The organism is Photobacterium sp. BZF1 (genome assembly GCF_014349205.1).
Lineage (GTDB): Bacteria > Pseudomonadota > Gammaproteobacteria > Enterobacterales > Vibrionaceae > Photobacterium.
The window spans coordinates 43719-62174 of the sequence record NZ_JACSOF010000016.1; the positions used below are offsets into that span (position 1 = coordinate 43719).

The following is an 18456-nucleotide window of genomic DNA, read 5'->3' on the forward strand; positions in this document are numbered from 1 at the left end:
ATTATGCATGGCTTTTCTATCAGGTTGCAAGCGTTAGCTTACTATGCTCTTGGCATCGTAGACTGCGCACTTGACGTTGCGTGGCTAGTTGCTGTCTGGCTACCTGCTTGGCGCGCTGCGAAGCGTGCTTCACGTAGCGGTGCAATAGCAACGACTTCAGCTTCAGCAGTTTCCGCCGGGGCTGGTGCCTTTGCCATGGCAGCTGTTGCATGCTGGCCGCGTGGAGACGTGGCACAAATCTGCGCAGTGGCCGTTTCAATATCAGCAACAGGGGCTTTAGCCTCTTCTACTGGCGCTTCAGTGCTTGCTTCAGTAGCCGTTACCGGTGCTTCTTCTGCTTGCTCTTCAGCCGCCTGCTGTGCGTGCATACCCAGCATTGCAGCTTGTGCAGCAGCAATAGCTGCAGCGACATCAGTTTCTGCTTCCGCTCTAGGTGCTTCTTCAGCAGTCTCTTCTGCTGTTTCTGCAACTTCAGGCGCTTCTAGTGATGGCTCTTCAGCAACAGGTGCTTCTACTGTTGGCTCTTGAGCTACAGCTTCTTCAACAACAGCTTCTTCGACAACAGTTTCTTCAACTACTGGTTGTGCAGCCACTTCAGCACGCAGTGGGAAAGCTTTACCCATAGCAAGCTCAGGCATAGCAACACCACCTAGGGCAGGAGCCGCCTTGTCAGCAACTTCAGCGGTAGGTGCTGCTGTTGTCGCCGGCGCTTCAGTCTCAGCAGGAGTTTCGATAGCCGCAACTGCTGGCTTACCTGCTGCAGGCCATACTTTGCCCATTGCCATTTCAGGCGATGCAACGCCGCTCTTCAGGCGAACGGTTGGTTTACGTTTTTCAACGATTGAAACCACATTTTCGATATCGTTCAGGGTATCGGTGACTTCTTCAACCGCGTGACCGACAGCGTCTGTCACCATTGTCTCCATGTCTTCACCTTTCTCAGGGCGGGTGTCACGGATACGGCGGCGGCGCTGGCCACTTGCACGCAGGTGGCGAGGGGAGCGGCGGTTACGACGCTGGCCTTCTTGCTCACCGTTTTTCTCTTCAGATGTTTCTGCAACTGCTTTCGCTTCCTGAGCCATCGCAGTGCCCATTTCTTGAAGCTCTGACTTCGCTACTGGTGTTTCAGCAACTTCAGGCTTCGCCGCTTCGGCTGCATTCAGCTCGGCATTGTCGACAATACGCACTTTCTTGCGCATTTCACGACGTTGACGGCGCTGTTTCACCTTGGCAGTTTTTTCCTGCTCCTGACGCTGCTCTTCAACAACCGGCTTGTCAGCTTTGGCTTTTTGCTCCTGATCGCGTTCGCGACGAGGTTTTTGGGCCTGGGCATCATCACGGTCACGACGCTGGCGTTTCTGGTCTTTGTCTTTACGCTGCTGCTGGGTTGGCTTCTCAGCGTTTTGCTCCGGCTTGTCTTTCGCTTTTTCATTGCGACGACGCGCCTGGCGCTGTTCACGCTGCTCAGCTACCTGCTGCTTCTTGTTGCTGTCCGCTTCTTGGCGGTCTGTACGTTCCTGACGACCACGGCGGTTGTCTTTGCCACCACGACGGTTGTCTTGCTGGCGCTCACCACGACGGCCTTCCTGACGCTCACCACGACGGTTGTCCTGGTTGCGACGGTTGTCTTTGCGATCGCGACGGTTACGTTTATTCGCCTCTTTCTTCTCTTTAGGCTGCTCTTCCTGCTCAGGGCCTGAGAAGAAGCTTGCAATTGCCGAGAAGATACGGCTGAAGAAACCTGGCTTCTCTTCGCTCGCTTTGGCTGCCGGTGCCGCTTTCTTAGTTGGCTGTGGCTTGGCTTTCGGCGTTGAAGGTGTTTGTGTCGGTGCACTGAAGCCCTGAAGAACAGGCTCTTCGCGTTTCTTCGTTACACGCTCTTGTGGAGCCGTTTCTGCTGACTCGGCTTCACGCAGTGCTTCCAACGTGCTTGGCAGGTTGTAAGACAGCGTATCGTGCTCATCACCAGAACGGACACGGACCACTTCAAAGTGAGGGGTTTCCATGTTGGCATTTGGTACGATGATCACGCGTACATTGTGTGATTTCTCAATGTACTGTACCGAGCGACGTTTCTCATTAAGCAGGTACGAGGCAATCGCCACCGGCACAATGGCCAGTACCTGAGAGGTATTGTCTTTCAGTGCTTCTTCTTCGATCAGGCGAAGGATTGAAAGCGATAGAGACTCACTGTCACGGATGACACCAGTACCGCTACAGCGAGGACACACATGGTGGCTAGCTTCAGCAAGAGACGGGCTCAGACGCTGACGAGACATTTCCAACAGGCCAAAGCGAGAAATACGGCCGATCTGAACACGGGCACGATCCATACGTACCGCTTCACGCAGTCGGTTCTCTACTTCACGCTGGTGGCGTACCGGCGTCATATCGATGAAATCGATAACCACCAAGCCGCCAAGGTCACGAAGGCGAAGTTGGCGAGCAATTTCGTCTGCGGCTTCAAGGTTAGTTTGAAGTGCAGTCTCTTCGATATCGCCACCCTTGGTTGCACGGGCAGAGTTGATATCGATTGAGGTCAGTGCTTCAGTTGGGTCGATAACAATCGAACCACCAGATGGCAGGCGAACTTCACGCTGGAAGGCGGATTCGATCTGGTTTTCAATCTGGTAGTGGTTGAACAGCGGTGTTTCTGTGTTTTCGTATAGCTTCACACGGGACAGGAAGTCTGGACGAACCTGTTGGATGTGATCGCGGGCACGGTCAAAGATTTTCTTGCTGTCGATAACAATCTCACCGATATCACGGCGTAGGTAGTCACGAATAGCACGGGCAATCACGTTACTTTCCTGATGAATAAGGAAAGGCGCAGGTGCCGAGTCAGCAGCGTCTTTGACACGCTCCCAATGGTTAAGTAGGTAGTTCAGATCGTATTCCAGATCTTCAGCAGATTTACCAACACCGGCTGTACGTACAATCAGACCCATGCCCTGAGGCAATTCAAGCGTGCTTAGCGCCGCTTTCAGCTGGGTACGCTCTTCACCCTCGATACGGCGAGAAATACCGCCAGCACGTGGGTTATTTGGCATTAGTACCAGGTAGCTACCTGCAAGAGAGATAAAGGTGGTAAGGGCGGCGCCTTTGTTGCCTCGCTCTTCTTTGTCAACCTGAACAATAACTTCCTGACCTTCTTTCAGCACTTCCTTGATATTAGGGCGGCCTTGATAAGAGTAGTCAGCAGGGAAGTAATCGCGGGCGATTTCTTTAAGAGGGAGGAAACCGTGGCGTTCAGCACCGTAGTCAACGAACGCTGCTTCCAGACTTGGTTCGATACGTGTGATGCGTCCTTTGTAGATATTTGCTTTTTTAGATTCGTGGCCAGGGCTCTCGATATCAAGATCGAACAGCTTCTGTCCATCAACTAATGCGACGCGCAACTCTTCCTTCTGAGTTGCGTTAATCAACATTCTTTTCATTATATTGTACTCGTTTTTTTCATGTGCTAGTGCACTTAGCAACGTGTCTTTACTGGTGGTGCCGGACCCCAAGTCTGATCTCAAATGCAACCTCACGGCTGGAATTCAGGGGTGCTATGTGGCAACACGTATCATCCAACTGTACCAAGATGTTTAGATCTGAAAATGTACAGCTGGCTCACCGATGGTGACGGCGGTATCTGTCACACCAATAAATAATTTGCCACTAAAGGGCACTAAAAAAACACTCCGAAGAAATAAACGTCTTACGCCACATGCTGCGTTTTTCATCAGAGCGGTATATATAGTCATCAGTCGGGTGTTATTCTGTTCACCCTGTTGGCAAAGTAGGCAAATTTTCCTACCTCTGCACGCCAATGATAGCAGGGTGACTTTTTTGCGGCAATCTGCTTTGCATGCATGTTAGAATGAAACCCATGAAAGATGATAAACCAAAAGTGCAGTTCATCGAAATATCTGATGACTTTGCAGGCCAGCGGATCGATAACTTTCTTCGCGCACGGCTAAAAAATGTACCAAAAAGTATGATTTACCGCATTTTGCGTAAAGGTGAAGTGCGAGTGAACAAAAAACGTATAAAACCAGAATACAAATTGCAGGACGGTGATCTTGTTCGGGTTCCTCCGGTAAAGGTACCGGAAAAAGAAGACCAAGCACCGATTAGCACTAAGCTGGACAAGGTCGCTGAGCTTGAGGCGTGCATCATCTATGAAGATGACCACATGCTGATCCTCAACAAACCGTCCGGTACAGCGGTTCATGGTGGCAGTGGCTTGAAATTCGGCGCCATTGAAGCATTGCGGGCTCTGCGTCCCGATGCGCGCTTCCTTGAACTTGTCCACCGTATCGACCGTGATACTTCCGGTATCTTGCTGGTAGCGAAGAAGCGTTCTGCGCTGCGTAAGCTACAGGAGCAGTTCCGCAACAAAACGGTACAGAAATACTACTTTGCCTTGGTGATGGGCGAGTGGAAGGCGAGTTGCAAGAAAGTGACGGCGCCATTGCTAAAAAACGAGGTCAACAGCATTGTCCGGGTTAACCCGAATGGCAAGCCGTCTGATACCCGTTTCAAGGTACTTGAGCGACTAGAGCAAGCGACTCTGGTACAGGCGAGCCCGGTAACAGGCCGCACCCACCAGATCCGTGTGCACTGCCAGTATACCGGCCACCCGATAGCCTGGGATGACCGCTATGGCGATCCGCGTTTTGACGCTTTTACCAAAAAGGCTGGGCTAGACCGTTTGTTCTTGCATGCGGCAAACATCAAGTTTACCCACCCGGGCAGTGATGAGCAGATGGACATCAGTGCGCCGATGGAGAAGAAGCTTAAACAGGCGGTAGAGAAACTGCGCCGTAAAGCGTAATGCCATCCTTATATTGCTTCTAGACAAAAAAAACGGCAGTTCAGACTGCCGTTTATTTATAGAACGCTGATGCCTTGCTTGGCGAGCATTTCCCGCAATGCGATGAGCGGTAAACCGACTAAGGTGTTTGGGTCGCGACCTTCCAGTTTGTCGAACAGGGCGATACCAAGCCCTTCACTCTTGAAGCTGCCTGCACAGTTGAGTGGTTGCTCACGCTCGACATAATTGTGGATTTCTTCATCGGTCAGCTCACGGAAGTGGACATGGAAAGGCTCACAGATAACCTCGCTAACGCCTGTTTGGGCGTTGTGTAGGCATAGCCCTGTATAAAAAGTGATGGTTTTTCCACTGGCGGCTTTGAGTTGGCGGCAAGCATTCTCTACTGTATGGGGCTTGCCAATGATTTGGCCATCAATCACACAAACTTGGTCGGAGCCTATAATAAGGTGCTCTTCATGCTCACTGGCGCAGGCCTTTGCTTTTGCTTCTGCAAGCCGGATCACTAACTGCTCGGCTTGCTCGCCGGGTAATGGGGTCTCATCGGCATCAGGTTTGGCCGTGGTGAAGGGCAGGGCAAGTTTCCGTAGCAGTGATTGGCGGAAAGGGGAGGTTGAAGCCAGGAGTATTGGTTGGTGCATGACGATTACCGGGTTATTGCTAGGTTGTGTTAGTCTACGCATCTTGCTTTGTGAAGGCTACGTTATAATGGTAAGTAAAGCGGGGTTGCTGGTTGGGTTTTCACCACTTTTTGTGTGTTATTTGAGCTGATGTGTGCAGCAGTACAAGTTATTGGTGGATAGGCAGATAACAGACAAAATGGTGGAAGTGGCAGTGCTGGAGAGCTTGTATCAGGCATCAAGCATACGAATTGGCTAAATGCTGTTAATTCGCACACATTTCCTTTGACTCAAACTGATTACAAGGCTAATATTCGCGCCCTATGCAAAAGGTAAAATTGCCGCTTACGGTTGATCCGGTTCGCGCTGCTCAAAAAAAACTCGACTATGATGGCATCATCAAAGCCGAATTACTTGAGCGATTGGCCGAGTCAACGCAGAGCGTAACACGTGATGCAAACGTCACCTTGTCATTTGACTTGGACCAGCGTCGAATCGCATTTATGCGCGGTAGCGCAGATATCGAAGTGATGCTGACCTGTCAGAGATGTCAGGAAGGATTCAAACACGAGTATCGTGTTGAGTTCTGTTACAGTCCGCTCCTCAAACCAGAGGCAGCAGATGATTTACCGGAAGCTTATGAGCCGGCTGATGTCGACGAAAATGGTGAGATCAACCTGATTCAAATTGTCGAAGACGAATTGATTCTGGAATTACCTCAAGTCGCTATGCATGATGAAGCTGACTGCAAAGCCAGTGGAAACATGACTTTTGGTGAGATCCCCGTTGCTGATGAGCGTCCGAATCCGTTTGCAGTATTGAAAAATCTAAGTAAGTAATTTAACAGGAGTAGGGTTAATGGCCGTACAAAAGAGCAAAAAATCACGTTCAGCACGTGGTATGCGTCGTTCTCACGATGCACTAACAACTGCAGCTGTATCTGTAGATTCTGCAAGTGGTGAAACTCACCTACGTCACCACGTAACTGCTGACGGTTTCTACCGTGGCCGTAAGGTTATCAACAAGTAAGGTTGAGCCTTGAGTGGTCTAACCGTTGCACTTGATGCAATGGGCGGGGACTTCGGTCCTCATGTAACAGTGCCTGCCTCCGTGCAGGCACTGTTGCAATTCCCAGAGCTCAAAGTCATTTTATTTGGTGATCAAAGTGCGATCACTGCCCAACTATCCCTCCTGAATCAAACGAATCACCCTCGTCTTCGCATTGTTCACTGCGACCACGTAATAGCAAACGATACCCGCCCGTCTCAAGCGTTGCGCCGTAGCCAAGGCTCGTCAATGCGTGCAGCTTTAGAAGCGGTTTCAGAAGGTTCAGCCGATGCCTGTGTCAGTGCAGGGAATACCGGCGCCTTGATGGCTTTGTCCCGTTATATCCTCAAGCAGTTACCTGGGGTAGATCGCCCTGCATTGGTTTCTGCTATTCCGACTCAGAACGAGACCAAGACCTGGCTGCTAGACTTAGGGGCTAATGTTTCTTGTGATGCCGATACCCTGTTCCAGTTTGCGGTAATGGGGTCAGTATTGGCTGAACAGGGACATGCTGTCCCTCCACGGGTTGCGTTGCTCAATATTGGTGAAGAAGAGATTAAAGGTAATGATCTCGTCAAGCGTTGTGCCGAAATGCTGGCCGAGTCGCCAGATATCAATTACATCGGATATCTTGAAGGTGATCAGCTTTATAGTGGTAAGGCGGATGTGATTGTCTGCGATGGTTTTGTCGGTAATGTCAGCCTGAAAACCAGCGAAGGCGTGGCTAACCTGTTTATTGGTGCGATCAAACGTGCTATTTACGGTAATCCGGTTAAACGGTTGATTGCTAGATGGCTGTTTAGTGACCTATTTAATAGCTTGAAACAGTTGAACCCCGACCAGTATAACGGCGCGAGTCTGTTAGGATTGCGCGGTATTGTGGTGAAAAGCCATGGTAGTGCTGATACAACTGCCTTTACCAATGCGATTGGTGAAGCGGTACACGAGGTCAAACGGCAAATACCGACAAAAATCAGTGACCGTTTGGAAGAAGTCTTACTCGAGAGGCATTATTAGTCTTCATGTATAGCAAAATTTTAGGTACTGGCAGCTATCTGCCGGAGCAAGTACGTTCTAATGCCGACTTAGAACAAATGGTTGAAACCAGTGATGAGTGGATTGTTGCTCGTACCGGTATTCGAGAGCGCCGCATTGCCGCCGAAGACGAAACTGTCGCGGTGATGGGGTATCAGGCTTCATTGAATGCTATTGAAATGGCAGGCATTGAAAAAGATGACATCGACCTGATCATTGTAGCGACTACCAGTGCGAGCCACGCGTTCCCATCGGCCGCTTGCCAAGTGCAAGGTATGCTGGATATCAAAGGCTGTCCAGCGTTTGATATTGCTGCGGCCTGTTCTGGTTTTGTTTATGCCTTGAGTGTTGCAGATCAGCATATCAAAACGGGTATGGCGAAAAATGTTCTGGTGATCGGTGCCGATGCGCTTTCACACAAATGTGATCCAGAAGATCGTTCGACGATCATCTTGTTTGGTGATGGTGCAGGCGCTGTTGTCATCGGTGCTAGCGAAGAGCCGGGTATAATTTCTACTCATCTTCATGCTGATGGCCATTTTGGTGGTCTACTCAGCCTTGCTACGCCAGAACACGGCCAAGCATTTAGTGACGACAAGTGGCTTTACATGGCAGGCAACGAAGTGTTCAAAGTTGCCGTTACCCAGTTGTCCAACCTAGTGAAGGATACGCTGGCTGCCAATAATATGGATAAGTCAGAACTCGATTGGTTGGTTCCGCATCAGGCAAACCTGCGTATTATCAAGGCAACAGCGAAGAAGTTGTCGATGTCGATGGATCAGGTTGTTGTTACATTGGACCGTCACGGTAATACCTCTGCAGCAACGGTACCGACAGCACTCGACGAAGCGGTCCGCGATGGCCGTATCCAGCGTGGTCAGACGCTTCTGCTTGAAGCCTTTGGTGGCGGTTTCACCTGGGGCTCTGCGCTGGTGAAGTTCTAAACACCATCTTTTTATTTAGTTTGGGCGAGTAAGGATTATCTATTCGCCCGATTTAGCAAAACTGAGTTTTCAGTTACACAGAATAAGGATTCTCGAATGTCTAAGTTCGCGATTGTATTTCCGGGTCAAGGTTCTCAAACCGTAGGTATGCTGGCTGATTTGGCTGAGCAGTACGATGTGGTTAAGCAAACTTTTGCTGAGGCATCTGAAGTCTTGGGTTATGACCTGTGGGCACTGGTACAAGACGGCCCAGCTGAAGACCTAAATCAAACTCACCGTACCCAGCCTGCGCTACTGACTTCTTCAGTGGCTATCTGGCGTGTATGGCAAGAAGTGGGTGGCGCTCAGCCAGAAGTATTGGCTGGCCACAGCCTAGGTGAATACTCGGCATTAGTTTGTGCGGGCGTTATCGAATTCAAAGACGCTGTGAAGCTGGTTGAGCTACGTGGCCAACTTATGCAAGCGGCTGTCCCTGCTGGTATCGGTGCGATGTCTGCCATTATTGGCCTGGACAACGACGCAATTGCCAAGGCATGTGAAGAAGCAGCCCAAGACCAGGTGTGTTCGCCAGTTAACTTCAACTCACCGGGCCAGGTTGTTATCGCAGGTAACAAAGAAGCGGTTGAGCGTGCTAACGTGCTTTGTAAAGAAGCCGGTGCCAAGCGTGCAATGCCACTACCTGTTTCTGTGCCTTCTCACTGTGCACTGATGCAGCCTGCTGCTGACAAACTGGCAGATGCCCTAGAGAACATCACTTTCTCTGCGCCAGTACTACCAGTCATCAATAACGCTGACGTAGCAACAGAGACTGATCCTGCTGCTATCAAGACAGCGCTAGTTAAGCAGTTGCACAGCCCTGTTCGCTGGACAGAATCTGTTGAGCGTATGGCTGCTGAAGGTATTGAGTCTCTGCTTGAGTTTGGCCCTGGTAAAGTATTGACTGGCCTAACAAAACGAATCAATCGTTCACTGAGCGGCGCAGCGGTTAATGATACCGCTAGCCTTGACGCTGCTAAGTAACACATTTCATCAAAGAGGATTAACAATGAGCCTGGAAGGAAAAATTGCGCTGGTAACAGGTGCGAGCCGTGGTATCGGTCGTGCGATTGCCGAGATTCTAGTTGAACGTGGTGCAACGGTTATCGGTACTGCAACCTCTGACAACGGCGCAGAAGCGATCAGCGCTTATCTGGGTGACAATGGTAAAGGCCTTGCGCTAAATGTCACTTCACCAGAGTCTATTGAAGCTGTGCTAAAGCAGATCAAAGAAGAGTTCGGTGATGTAGACATCCTGGTTAACAATGCAGGTATTACCCGTGATAACCTACTGATGCGTATGAAAGACGACGAGTGGCAAGACATCATGGATACTAACCTGACGTCTATCTTCCGCCTGTCTAAAGCGGTACTGCGTGCAATGATGAAAAAGCGTCACGGCCGTATTATCAGCATCGGTTCAGTGGTAGGTACCATGGGTAACGCTGGCCAGACTAACTATGCAGCGGCTAAAGCGGGCCTTATCGGCTTTACTAAATCTATGGCACGTGAAGTCGCTTCTCGTGGCATTACGGTGAACGCTGTGGCACCAGGTTTCATTGAAACCGACATGACAAAAGCCCTAAACGACGAGCAGCGTGCTGCCACACTGGCTGGTGTACCGGCAGGTCGCTTGGGTGATCCGCGTGAAATCGCAGCAGCAGTGGCCTTCCTGGCCTCTGAAGATGCTGGTTATGTGACCGGTGAAACTTTGCACGTCAATGGCGGCATGTACATGATTTAATCAAAAAAGTTGCATAACTTGATGATGCAAGTCAAACTCAACTAGTTTTCACCGAAAATCGTGGTTTGACCAGCATCTTGAGTATTGCAACTTTTGCAGTATTGAATAAACTACAGCAAATCGCATTAGCGAATTCTTGTTTTAAGGAAATAGATTAATGAGCAACATCGAAGAACGCGTAAAAAAAATCATCGTTGAGCAACTAGGTGTAGACGAAGCAGAAGTTAAGAACGAAGCATCTTTCGTTGACGATCTAGGCGCTGACTCTCTAGACACTGTTGAACTAGTAATGGCTCTTGAAGAAGAATTCGACACTGAGATTCCAGACGAAGAAGCTGAAAAAATTACTACAGTTCAAGCTGCAATCGACTACGTTGTTGGCGCTTCTGAGTAATTAAAGAACTCCCTCCAGGCGGTCACCATGACCGCCTGATTTTCTTTTGAAACCTGTTTTATCCCCAATTCCCGGAGAAATTAATCGTGTCTAAGCGTCGCGTAGTTGTTACTGGCATGGGTATGCTATCACCGGTAGGTAATTCTGTTGAATCATCTTGGAAAGCCCTACTAGCCGGTACTAGCGGTATCAGCACTATTGAACATTTTGATGCTAGCGCATTCGCTACCCGTTTTGCTGGTATGGTCAAAGACTTCAACTGTGAAGAATACATGTCGAAGAAAGATGCCCGTAAAATGGATCTGTTCATCCAATACGGCATTGCAGCAGGCGTCCAAGCATTAAAAGACTCTGGCATTGAAGTCACTGAAGAAAACGCAGCCCGTATCGGTGTTGCTATCGGTTCTGGTATTGGTGGTCTTGGCTTGATTGAAGCTAACCATCAATCATTGATGGAGAAGGGCCCGCGTAAAATCAGCCCGTTCTTTGTTCCATCAACAATTGTAAATATGATTGCTGGCCACATGTCTATCATGCACGGTCTTCGTGGTCCAAATATCGCAATCTCTACCGCGTGTACAACTGGCCTTCACAACATTGGCCATGCTGCACGTATGATCGCATACGGTGATGCCGATGCGATGCTAGCTGGTGGTGCAGAAAAAGCATCGACTCCGCTAGGCATGGGCGGCTTCGCAGCTGCTAAAGCACTTTCTACCCGTAACGACGATCCTCAAGGCGCATCTCGCCCATGGGACAAAGAGCGTGACGGTTTCGTACTGGGCGACGGCGCCGGTATGATGATGCTTGAAGAATATGAGCACGCCAAAGCACGTGGTGCGAAAATTTATGCAGAGCTTGTTGGCTTTGGTATGAGTGGCGATGCTTACCACATGACCTCACCAAGCGTTGACGGTTCTGGTGGTGCATTGGCAATGGAAGCGGCTATCCGTGACGCTGGTATCAATGCTGACCAAATCGGTTACGTGAATGCTCACGGTACTTCTACCCCTGCAGGCGACGTTGCTGAAACGCTAGGTATCAAGCGTGCAATGGGCGCAGCCGTAGATAAAGTGATGGTTTCTTCTACCAAGTCTATGACAGGTCACTTGCTAGGTGCTGCTGGCTCTGTTGAAGCTATTATTACTGCCATGGCTCTGGTTGATCAGGCTGTTCCGCCGACAATTAACCTAGACAACCCTGATGAAGGCTGTGATCTGGATTACGTACCAGGCGAAGCGCGTCAGGCAAACCTTGAGTACGCACTGTGTAACTCATTCGGTTTCGGTGGTACAAACGGCTCATTGCTGTTCAAGAAAATCTAACGATAACCTGTTATCATATAGCGGCCCGGTGTTATGCACCGGGCCGTTTTTTTATCTATCGAGTGTGAAACTAGCAGGTAGGCAGCACGATGATCCTGATCAACGGGAAACCAGGCAACCAGGTTGCGGTAACAGACCGGGCGATGCAGTACGGCGACGGCTGTTTTACGACTATGCTGGTAGAAAATGGTGAAATCCGGCTGTGGCCCTTTCACCTTGAGCGATTAAAGGAAACCCTTGCCTTGCTGGCTATTTCCGAGCCTGATTGGAATGATCTCACCGGGTTGGTCTGCAAATTGGCAGCCAACTACCCGCATAAAGGTGGCATCAAGGTGCTGATCAGTCGGGGGAGTGGTGGCCGGGGATACAGCGGCTCAGGTTGCGAGGATACGCAAGTTGTTGTGTCTGAGTTTGCGTGGCCTGCACATTATGAGAGTTGGCAACAAGATGGCATTGCACTGGGAGTATGCCAGCAACGTCTGTCACATTCGCCGATGCTAGCGGGTTTTAAGCATCTCAACCGGCTAGAGCAAGTAATGCTTAAAAGGGAAGCGGAGCAGCACCAGTGGCTGGATGCAGTGGTACTGGATGTTGCTGGCAATGTGGTGGAGTCCATTGCCTCAAATATCTTTTGGCGCAAAGGTAACACCGTATATACCCCTAGCCTTGAGTTGTCGGGTGTGAGGGGAGTCATGCGGCGGCACGTATTACAGTTGGTAAGCGAATTGGATTATTGTTTAGAAATTGTCAATTCACCGCTCGATGGCTTGCTTTGTGCTGATGAAGTCTTTATTACTAATGCCCTTATGGCATTAGTGCCAGTTAATGAAATCAATGGAATAACATTTGCCCAGCGCTCCTTGCTGGGTGAACTGAACAAGAGGTTGTACACGTGCTAAAGAAGTTGGCAATAGCTGTGATCCTGCTGGGCCTAGTGGCTGCTGGTGGACTGGGGTGGTCTTATCAGCAAGTGAAATCATCGCTGGATATGCAGGCGGAAAACCAACAGGAAGTCTTGTTGACCGTTAAGGCTGGTACGTCATACCGTGGCCTGCTCAACCAGTTAGTGAGAGAGGACCTTTTTGCCGAGTCGCCATGGACACGCTGGATCCCAAGGCTTGAACCGCAATTGGCAAACTTGAAATCAGGTACCTATCAGATCAACCCGGCGATGAGCCTGAAAGAGGTGCTTGCGCTGGTCGCTTCTGGTCGTGAGCAGCAGTTTGCCATTACTTTAGTGGAAGGTGAGCGCTTTGTCGATTGGCTGGCACAATTACAGCAAGCGCCGCACGTGACCCACGCAACAGAGGGAATGAGTGAAGCAGATATTGCTAAAGCCCTAGGTGCTGATGTCGAAAAGCTGGAAGGCTACCTGTTGCCTGAAACTTACCATTACACAGCCGGTACGTCAGATCTGGAATTGCTACGCCGGGCTTACCGCGACATGCAGAACCTGCTGGGCACAGCATGGGATGAGCGCGATGCTGAAATTCCATTGAAAAACCCGTATGAAGCGCTGATTATGGCGTCGATCATCGAGAAAGAAACGGCAGTGGATGACGAGCGCGGCTTGGTGTCCTCGGTATTTATGAATCGTCTTCATAAGGGTATGCGCCTGCAGACGGATCCAACTGTGATCTACGGCATGGGTGATAAGTACGAAGGCCGGATCCGTAAGCGCGATCTGCAAACACCGACGCCGTATAACACTTATACCATGTTCGGCTTGCCGCCGACGCCTATCGCCATGCCAAGCGAAGCATCGGTACTTGCCGCAGTCAACCCAGACGACAGCACCTATTACTACTTTGTGGCTGATGGCAAAGGCGGCCATAAATTCTCGAGAACACTGACTGAACACAACCGTGCTGTCCGTGAATATTTAAGAATCCTAAGACAAAAATAATGACTGGTAAATTTATCGTAATTGAAGGGTTGGAAGGCGCAGGGAAAAGCACTGCCATCCAGCAAGTGATGCAAGTTCTGGCGGAGCAGGGGATTGGAGAGATCACTTCAACCCGTGAGCCGGGTGGTACACCGTTGGCTGAGCAGATGCGTGCCTTGGTGAAAGAAGGTCACCCTGACGAACCATTGACGGATATGGCTGAGCTACTGCTGCTTTACGCTGCCCGTTCACAACTGGTTGAAAATGTTATCAAACCCGCTTTGAATCAAGGCCATTGGGTCGTAGGTGACCGTCATGATATGTCATCGCAAGCTTACCAAGGCGGTGGTCGTGGCTTTGACCGTGTGGTGATGGAGCGCCTTCGCGACACTGTGTTGGGTGATTTCCGCCCAGACTTTACTATCTATATGGATATTGATCCGGTACTAGGCCTTGAACGCGCCCGTGGGCGTGGTGAGTTGGATCGCATCGAAAAGATGAATATCGACTTTTTTCACCGCGCACGTGCACGCTTCCTAGAGTTGTCTGAAGCTGATCCGAGTGTTGTGATTATTGATGCGAGCCAGACACTGGATGCTGTAACAGCCGATATTCGTCAGGCTGTAAAACACTGGCTGGAGCGTCAGTAATATGCTTTATCCTTGGCAGGAAAGTGTATGGCAAGGCTGGCAGCAACTGCTCGCACAGGGAAGGATGCACCACGCTATCCTTCTTGTGGCCCCGCATGGTAGCGGCCGTGAAGCATTGGCCCACCAGTTGGGTAAAACGGTATTGTGTCAAAATAGTGCTGCGGGCGCAGGTGGCGAACCTTGTGGGGTTTGCCATAGCTGTAAGCTATTTGAAGCAGGCACCCACCCGGACTTCCATGTTGTTGCTCCAGTCCAAGAGGGCAAGCAAATTGGGGTTGATGCGGTTAGGCAATGCAATCGCTGGGCGGTTGAGACCTCGCAACTAGGTGGCGAGCGTATTATTTTGATTGATGGTGCGGATGCTATGGGGGAGGCAGCAGCCAATGCGCTGTTGAAAACCCTTGAAGAGCCACCATCGGGCTGCCAGTTTATCCTGCTGGCTTCTTCTCTTGATAATTTGCTACCGACCATTAATAGCCGCTGTAACAAGTGGCGTTTGGCAATGCCCAATGAGCAGGACACCAAACGTTGGGTAGAAAAGCAACTGATGCAGACGATCAAGCTTGAGACCGTCAGGCTCAACGGTTCAGCACCGCTTGCGACCCAGCAGTTTATCGAGCAAGGTCAGGATATCCGCTATGCCAAGCTGCTGGCAGCATTTGCTGAGTTTTTGCGACCGCCTTTTTTCGGCTTGTATGATGTCGCAGGCTTGTGTACCCAGGAAGGTCACCATAGTCTTAAATGGTTGAGCTATTTCTTGGTTGATTGCTTGAAGTGGCAACAGGGTGTCACGGCACATCTGGTACACAGTGAGTCACTGCCTTTGGTCGAGCAAGCGGCAAGTGTGATCTCACCCATGACCCTTTTGGATCAAACCCGGGAGGCGAACAGTCTTTACCAGAAGCTTGAACGGCATCCGGGGCTGAATGCTGAACTGCTGATTGTTGAGTGGCTAACCGGCTTTATGGGCCAGCATTAATGCTTCAGTTTATGAAGCATCATTAAATTAAAGAATATAGAGGAAAGAACCGTGCTAGTTGATTCGCATTGTCACCTGGATAAATTGGATTACGAACAACTTCATACAGGGATTGATGATGTGTTGGCCAAGGCGAAAGCCCGTGGCATTGATTACTGCCTGTCTGTTGGGGTGACGCTAGAGAGCTTCCCGACCATGATGGAGATGATTGAGCCTCATGACAACGTCTTTGCTTCATGTGGTGTCCACCCGCTGGATATCGAAGCGGGCTTTGATTACGACAAGCTAAAAGAGTACGCCCAACATGAGCGAGTGGTAGCGATCGGTGAAACTGGCCTTGACTACCATTACCAGCCTGAACTTGCTGAGCAGCAGAAAGAGATTTTCCGTCAGCATGTCCGTTTGGCTGTTGAACTGAACAAGCCACTGATCATCCATACGCGAATGGCCCGTGAAGATACCTTGCAGATCTTGCGTGAGGAAGGGGCTGAGAAGTGTGGTGGTGTATTGCATTGCTTCACGGAAAGTCTAGAGATGGCGCAGGCTGCCATCGAGTTGGGTTTCTATATCTCTATTTCGGGCATTGTGACCTTCAATAAAGCGTCTGAGCTGAAAAATGTTGTTAATCAGTTGCCTCTTGAGCGTTTGCTGGTTGAAACAGACTCGCCATACCTCGCACCGATCCCATACCGTGGCAAGCAGAACCAACCGGCTTATGTCCGTGAGGTTGCTGAGTATATTGGCCTGTTGAAAGGGGTGTCGGTTGAAGAAGTCGAGCGGGTAACCACTGATAACTTCTTTACGCTTTTTTCGCGAGCTAAACGAAGCTAAGTATAAAAAAGGAGCTTAGGCTCCTTTTTTTTATACTTTTTGTCTCTCATTTATTCATTATTCAAAAAACATCAACAAAAGCTGCAATTAAAAACAAAAAACACTAATTAAAATTGATTTTTAACTTCGTAACGTAAAGTAACACAGCTTACATTATTGAAAGATAATTACAGGTTGGTGTAAGTGGTTTTTTGTGGTGTTTTTGTTTTTTAAATCAGGTGCTTAAATTTAATTTGCATCTTTTCTAGTCGAAATTTCAACTGTGATCTATATTGAGTTTTGAAATTATATTTCATGACGTATTGGTAATTTTGACGGCCATCAAGTTATATTTAGCGCCACATTTTATACTTAACCTGTATTAAAAATGACGGTCTTGTTGGCAAGATGGCTACGGGGGTAGGCCGCCAATAAAGACTGAAAATCTAAATAAAACACTCACTCAGGAGCACATTATGTTTAAGAACCTTTTTGCGAACCTGCAAAAAGTCGGTAAGGCGCTGATGCTTCCAGTATCAGTACTACCGGTTGCCGGTATCCTACTTGGTGTTGGTGCAGCTAACCTTGGCTTCATCCCAGAAATCGTTTCTAACCTGATGGAACAAGCAGGTGGTTCGGTATTCGGCCAGATGGCCCTTCTATTTGCTGTTGGTGTTGCACTAGGCTTCACTAACAACGACGGTGTTGCAGGTCTTGCAGCTATCGTTGGTTACGGCATCATGACCGCTACACTAAGCGTAATGGCTGGTGTGATGGGTGTTGAGTCAATCGACACTGGTGTACTAGGTGGTATCCTAGTCGGTGGTGTTGCGGCTTGGGCATTCAACCGCTTCTTCCGTATCCAACTTCCTGAATACCTAGGTTTCTTCGCTGGTAAGCGTGCGGTGCCAATCATCACTGGTTTCTCTGCTATCGGTCTAGGTATCGTTCTTTCTATCGTATGGCCACCAATCGGCGGTGCTATCGGTGCATTCTCTGACTGGGCTGCTCACCAGAACCCAACAGTTGCATTCGGTATCTACGGTATCGTTGAGCGTTCTCTAATCCCATTCGGTCTACACCACGTATGGAACGTACCGTTCTTCTTCGAAGCAGGTACTTGTGTTAACGCTGCAGGCGAAACTCAGAACGGTGTTCTAACTTGTTACCTAGTTGCTGATGAAGCTTCTCGTATCGCTGGTAACGGCTTCGGTCAGCTAGCGGGCGGTTACATGTTCAAGATGTTCGGTCTACCAGCTGCTGCAATCGCTATTGCTCACTGTGCTAAGCCTGAAAACCGCGTTAAGGTAATGGGTATCATGGCATCTGCTGCTCTGACTTCATTCCTAACAGGTATTACTGAGCCAATCGAATTCTCTTTCCTATTCGTAGCTCCAGTACTATACGGAATTCACGCACTACTAGCAGGTTCTGCATACGTTGTTGCTAACATCCTAGGCTTTGTACACGGTACATCTTTCTCTCACGGTCTAATCGACTTCCTGGTTCTGTCTGGTAACGCACAGAAGATGGGTCTGATGGTTGGTGTTGGCCTAGTTTACGCTGCAATCTACTACGTAGTATTCCGCACTGTAATCACTAAGCTTGACCTGAAAACGCCTGGTCGTGAAGAAGAAGATGCATCTGCAGGCGCTGCAGCTGAAGGTTCTGAGCTAGCGAAAGACCTAGTAATGGCTTTCGGTGGTAAAGACAACATCACAGGCCTAGACGCATGTATCACTCGTCTACGTGTTGCAGTAGCAAGTGTTGACAACGTTGACCAAGACAAACTGAAGAAACTAGGTGCAGCAGGTGTTGTTGTAGCTGGTGGCGGTGTTCAGGCTATCTTCGGTACTAAGTCTGACAACCTAAAATCTGACATGGATGAGTGGATTCGTAACAACTAATACGAATTACTGATTCAATGATTCAAAAGGGAGCTTCGGCTCCCTTTTTGTTTTTAGAGCTTGGCCAGAGGTGCTAGGCTATGGGCTATGGGCTATGGGCTATGGGCTATGGGCTATGGGCTATGGGCTATGGGCTATGGGGTTCATGGTTATGAGGTTCTGAGGTTCTGAGGTTCTGAGGTTCTGAGGTTCTGAGGTTCTGAGGTTCTGTGGTTCTGTGGTTCTGTGGTTCTGTGGTTCTGTGGTTCTGTGGTTCTGTGG

At 49.5% G+C, this 18456-nt stretch carries 17 protein-coding genes; 15 read left to right on the top strand and 2 right to left on the bottom strand.

Annotated features, from left to right (window positions below; translation table 11 throughout):
• Positions 1-41: 41 nt before the first annotated feature.
• Complete coding sequence (gene rne / locus BIZ37_RS05320) at positions 42-3428, bottom strand: ribonuclease E (RefSeq protein ID WP_187460616.1); 3387 nt, start codon at positions 3426-3428, stop codon at positions 42-44.
• A gap of 446 nt (positions 3429-3874) precedes the next feature.
• Here rne and rluC point away from each other — a divergent pair, with 446 nt between their 5' ends.
• On the top strand, positions 3875-4822 hold the full coding sequence (rluC, locus tag BIZ37_RS05325) for a 23S rRNA pseudouridine(955/2504/2580) synthase RluC (protein WP_187460605.1): 948 nt from the start codon (positions 3875-3877) through the stop codon (positions 4820-4822).
• Between the two features lie 56 nt (positions 4823-4878).
• Here the strand turns inward: rluC and BIZ37_RS05330 are convergent, their stop codons facing one another.
• Positions 4879-5460, bottom strand: a complete 582-nt coding sequence (locus tag BIZ37_RS05330; protein WP_187460606.1) for a nucleoside triphosphate pyrophosphatase — start codon at positions 5458-5460, stop codon at positions 4879-4881.
• A gap of 302 nt (positions 5461-5762) precedes the next feature.
• Here BIZ37_RS05330 and yceD point away from each other — a divergent pair, with 302 nt between their 5' ends.
• From yceD to ptsG, 14 genes are all read left to right on the top strand, one after another.
• Positions 5763-6278 carry a 23S rRNA accumulation protein YceD gene (gene yceD, locus BIZ37_RS05335; RefSeq protein WP_107300144.1) on the top strand — a complete coding sequence of 172 codons (516 nt, stop codon included), beginning with the start codon at positions 5763-5765 and terminating at the stop codon, positions 6276-6278.
• 19 nt (positions 6279-6297) lie between these two features.
• The gene (gene rpmF / locus BIZ37_RS05340) at positions 6298-6468 is read left to right on the top strand and encodes a 50S ribosomal protein L32 (protein WP_039468809.1); all 171 of its coding nucleotides are present in this window, start codon (positions 6298-6300) and stop codon (positions 6466-6468) included.
• A 9-nt stretch (positions 6469-6477) separates the two neighbouring features.
• On the top strand, positions 6478-7503 hold the full coding sequence (gene plsX / locus BIZ37_RS05345) for a phosphate acyltransferase PlsX (protein WP_187460607.1): 1026 nt from the start codon (positions 6478-6480) through the stop codon (positions 7501-7503).
• 5 nt (positions 7504-7508) lie between these two features.
• Complete coding sequence (locus BIZ37_RS05350) at positions 7509-8465, top strand: beta-ketoacyl-ACP synthase III (RefSeq protein ID WP_107300142.1); 957 nt, start codon at positions 7509-7511, stop codon at positions 8463-8465.
• 96 nt (positions 8466-8561) lie between these two features.
• Positions 8562-9485 (top strand): ACP S-malonyltransferase, encoded by a 924-nt coding sequence (gene fabD, locus BIZ37_RS05355; protein ID WP_187460608.1) that lies wholly within the window; start codon positions 8562-8564, stop codon positions 9483-9485.
• A 25-nt stretch (positions 9486-9510) separates the two neighbouring features.
• Positions 9511-10245 carry a 3-oxoacyl-ACP reductase FabG gene (gene fabG, locus BIZ37_RS05360; RefSeq protein WP_107300140.1) on the top strand — a complete coding sequence of 245 codons (735 nt, stop codon included), beginning with the start codon at positions 9511-9513 and terminating at the stop codon, positions 10243-10245.
• A 157-nt stretch (positions 10246-10402) separates the two neighbouring features.
• Positions 10403-10639: an acyl carrier protein gene (gene acpP / locus BIZ37_RS05365; protein ID WP_007467184.1), complete on the top strand. Its 237-nt coding sequence runs from the start codon at positions 10403-10405 to the stop codon at positions 10637-10639.
• Positions 10640-10725: 86 nt separating this feature from the next.
• The gene (gene fabF / locus BIZ37_RS05370; protein ID WP_187460609.1) at positions 10726-11964 is read left to right on the top strand and encodes a beta-ketoacyl-ACP synthase II; all 1239 of its coding nucleotides are present in this window, start codon (positions 10726-10728) and stop codon (positions 11962-11964) included.
• A gap of 89 nt (positions 11965-12053) precedes the next feature.
• Positions 12054-12863, top strand: a complete 810-nt coding sequence (gene pabC, locus BIZ37_RS05375) for an aminodeoxychorismate lyase (protein WP_187460610.1) — start codon at positions 12054-12056, stop codon at positions 12861-12863.
• The gene (mltG, locus tag BIZ37_RS05380) at positions 12857-13870 is read left to right on the top strand and encodes an endolytic transglycosylase MltG (RefSeq protein WP_187460611.1); all 1014 of its coding nucleotides are present in this window, start codon (positions 12857-12859) and stop codon (positions 13868-13870) included. Before pabC ends, mltG begins: the two co-directional genes overlap by 7 nt.
• On the top strand, positions 13870-14499 hold the full coding sequence (tmk, locus tag BIZ37_RS05385) for a dTMP kinase (protein ID WP_187460612.1): 630 nt from the start codon (positions 13870-13872) through the stop codon (positions 14497-14499). The genes mltG and tmk overlap by 1 nt, the downstream gene beginning before the upstream one ends.
• Position 14500: 1 nt before the next feature.
• Positions 14501-15478, top strand: a complete 978-nt coding sequence (holB, locus tag BIZ37_RS05390) for a DNA polymerase III subunit delta' (RefSeq protein ID WP_187460613.1) — start codon at positions 14501-14503, stop codon at positions 15476-15478.
• Between the two features lie 51 nt (positions 15479-15529).
• Entirely contained in the window at positions 15530-16309 is a 780-nt protein-coding gene (locus tag BIZ37_RS05395) for a TatD family hydrolase (RefSeq protein ID WP_187460614.1), read from the top strand.
• Between the two features lie 455 nt (positions 16310-16764).
• Entirely contained in the window at positions 16765-18195 is a 1431-nt protein-coding gene (gene ptsG, locus BIZ37_RS05400) for a PTS glucose transporter subunit IIBC (protein ID WP_187460615.1), read from the top strand.
• The last annotated feature ends 261 nt before the right edge of the window (positions 18196-18456 follow it).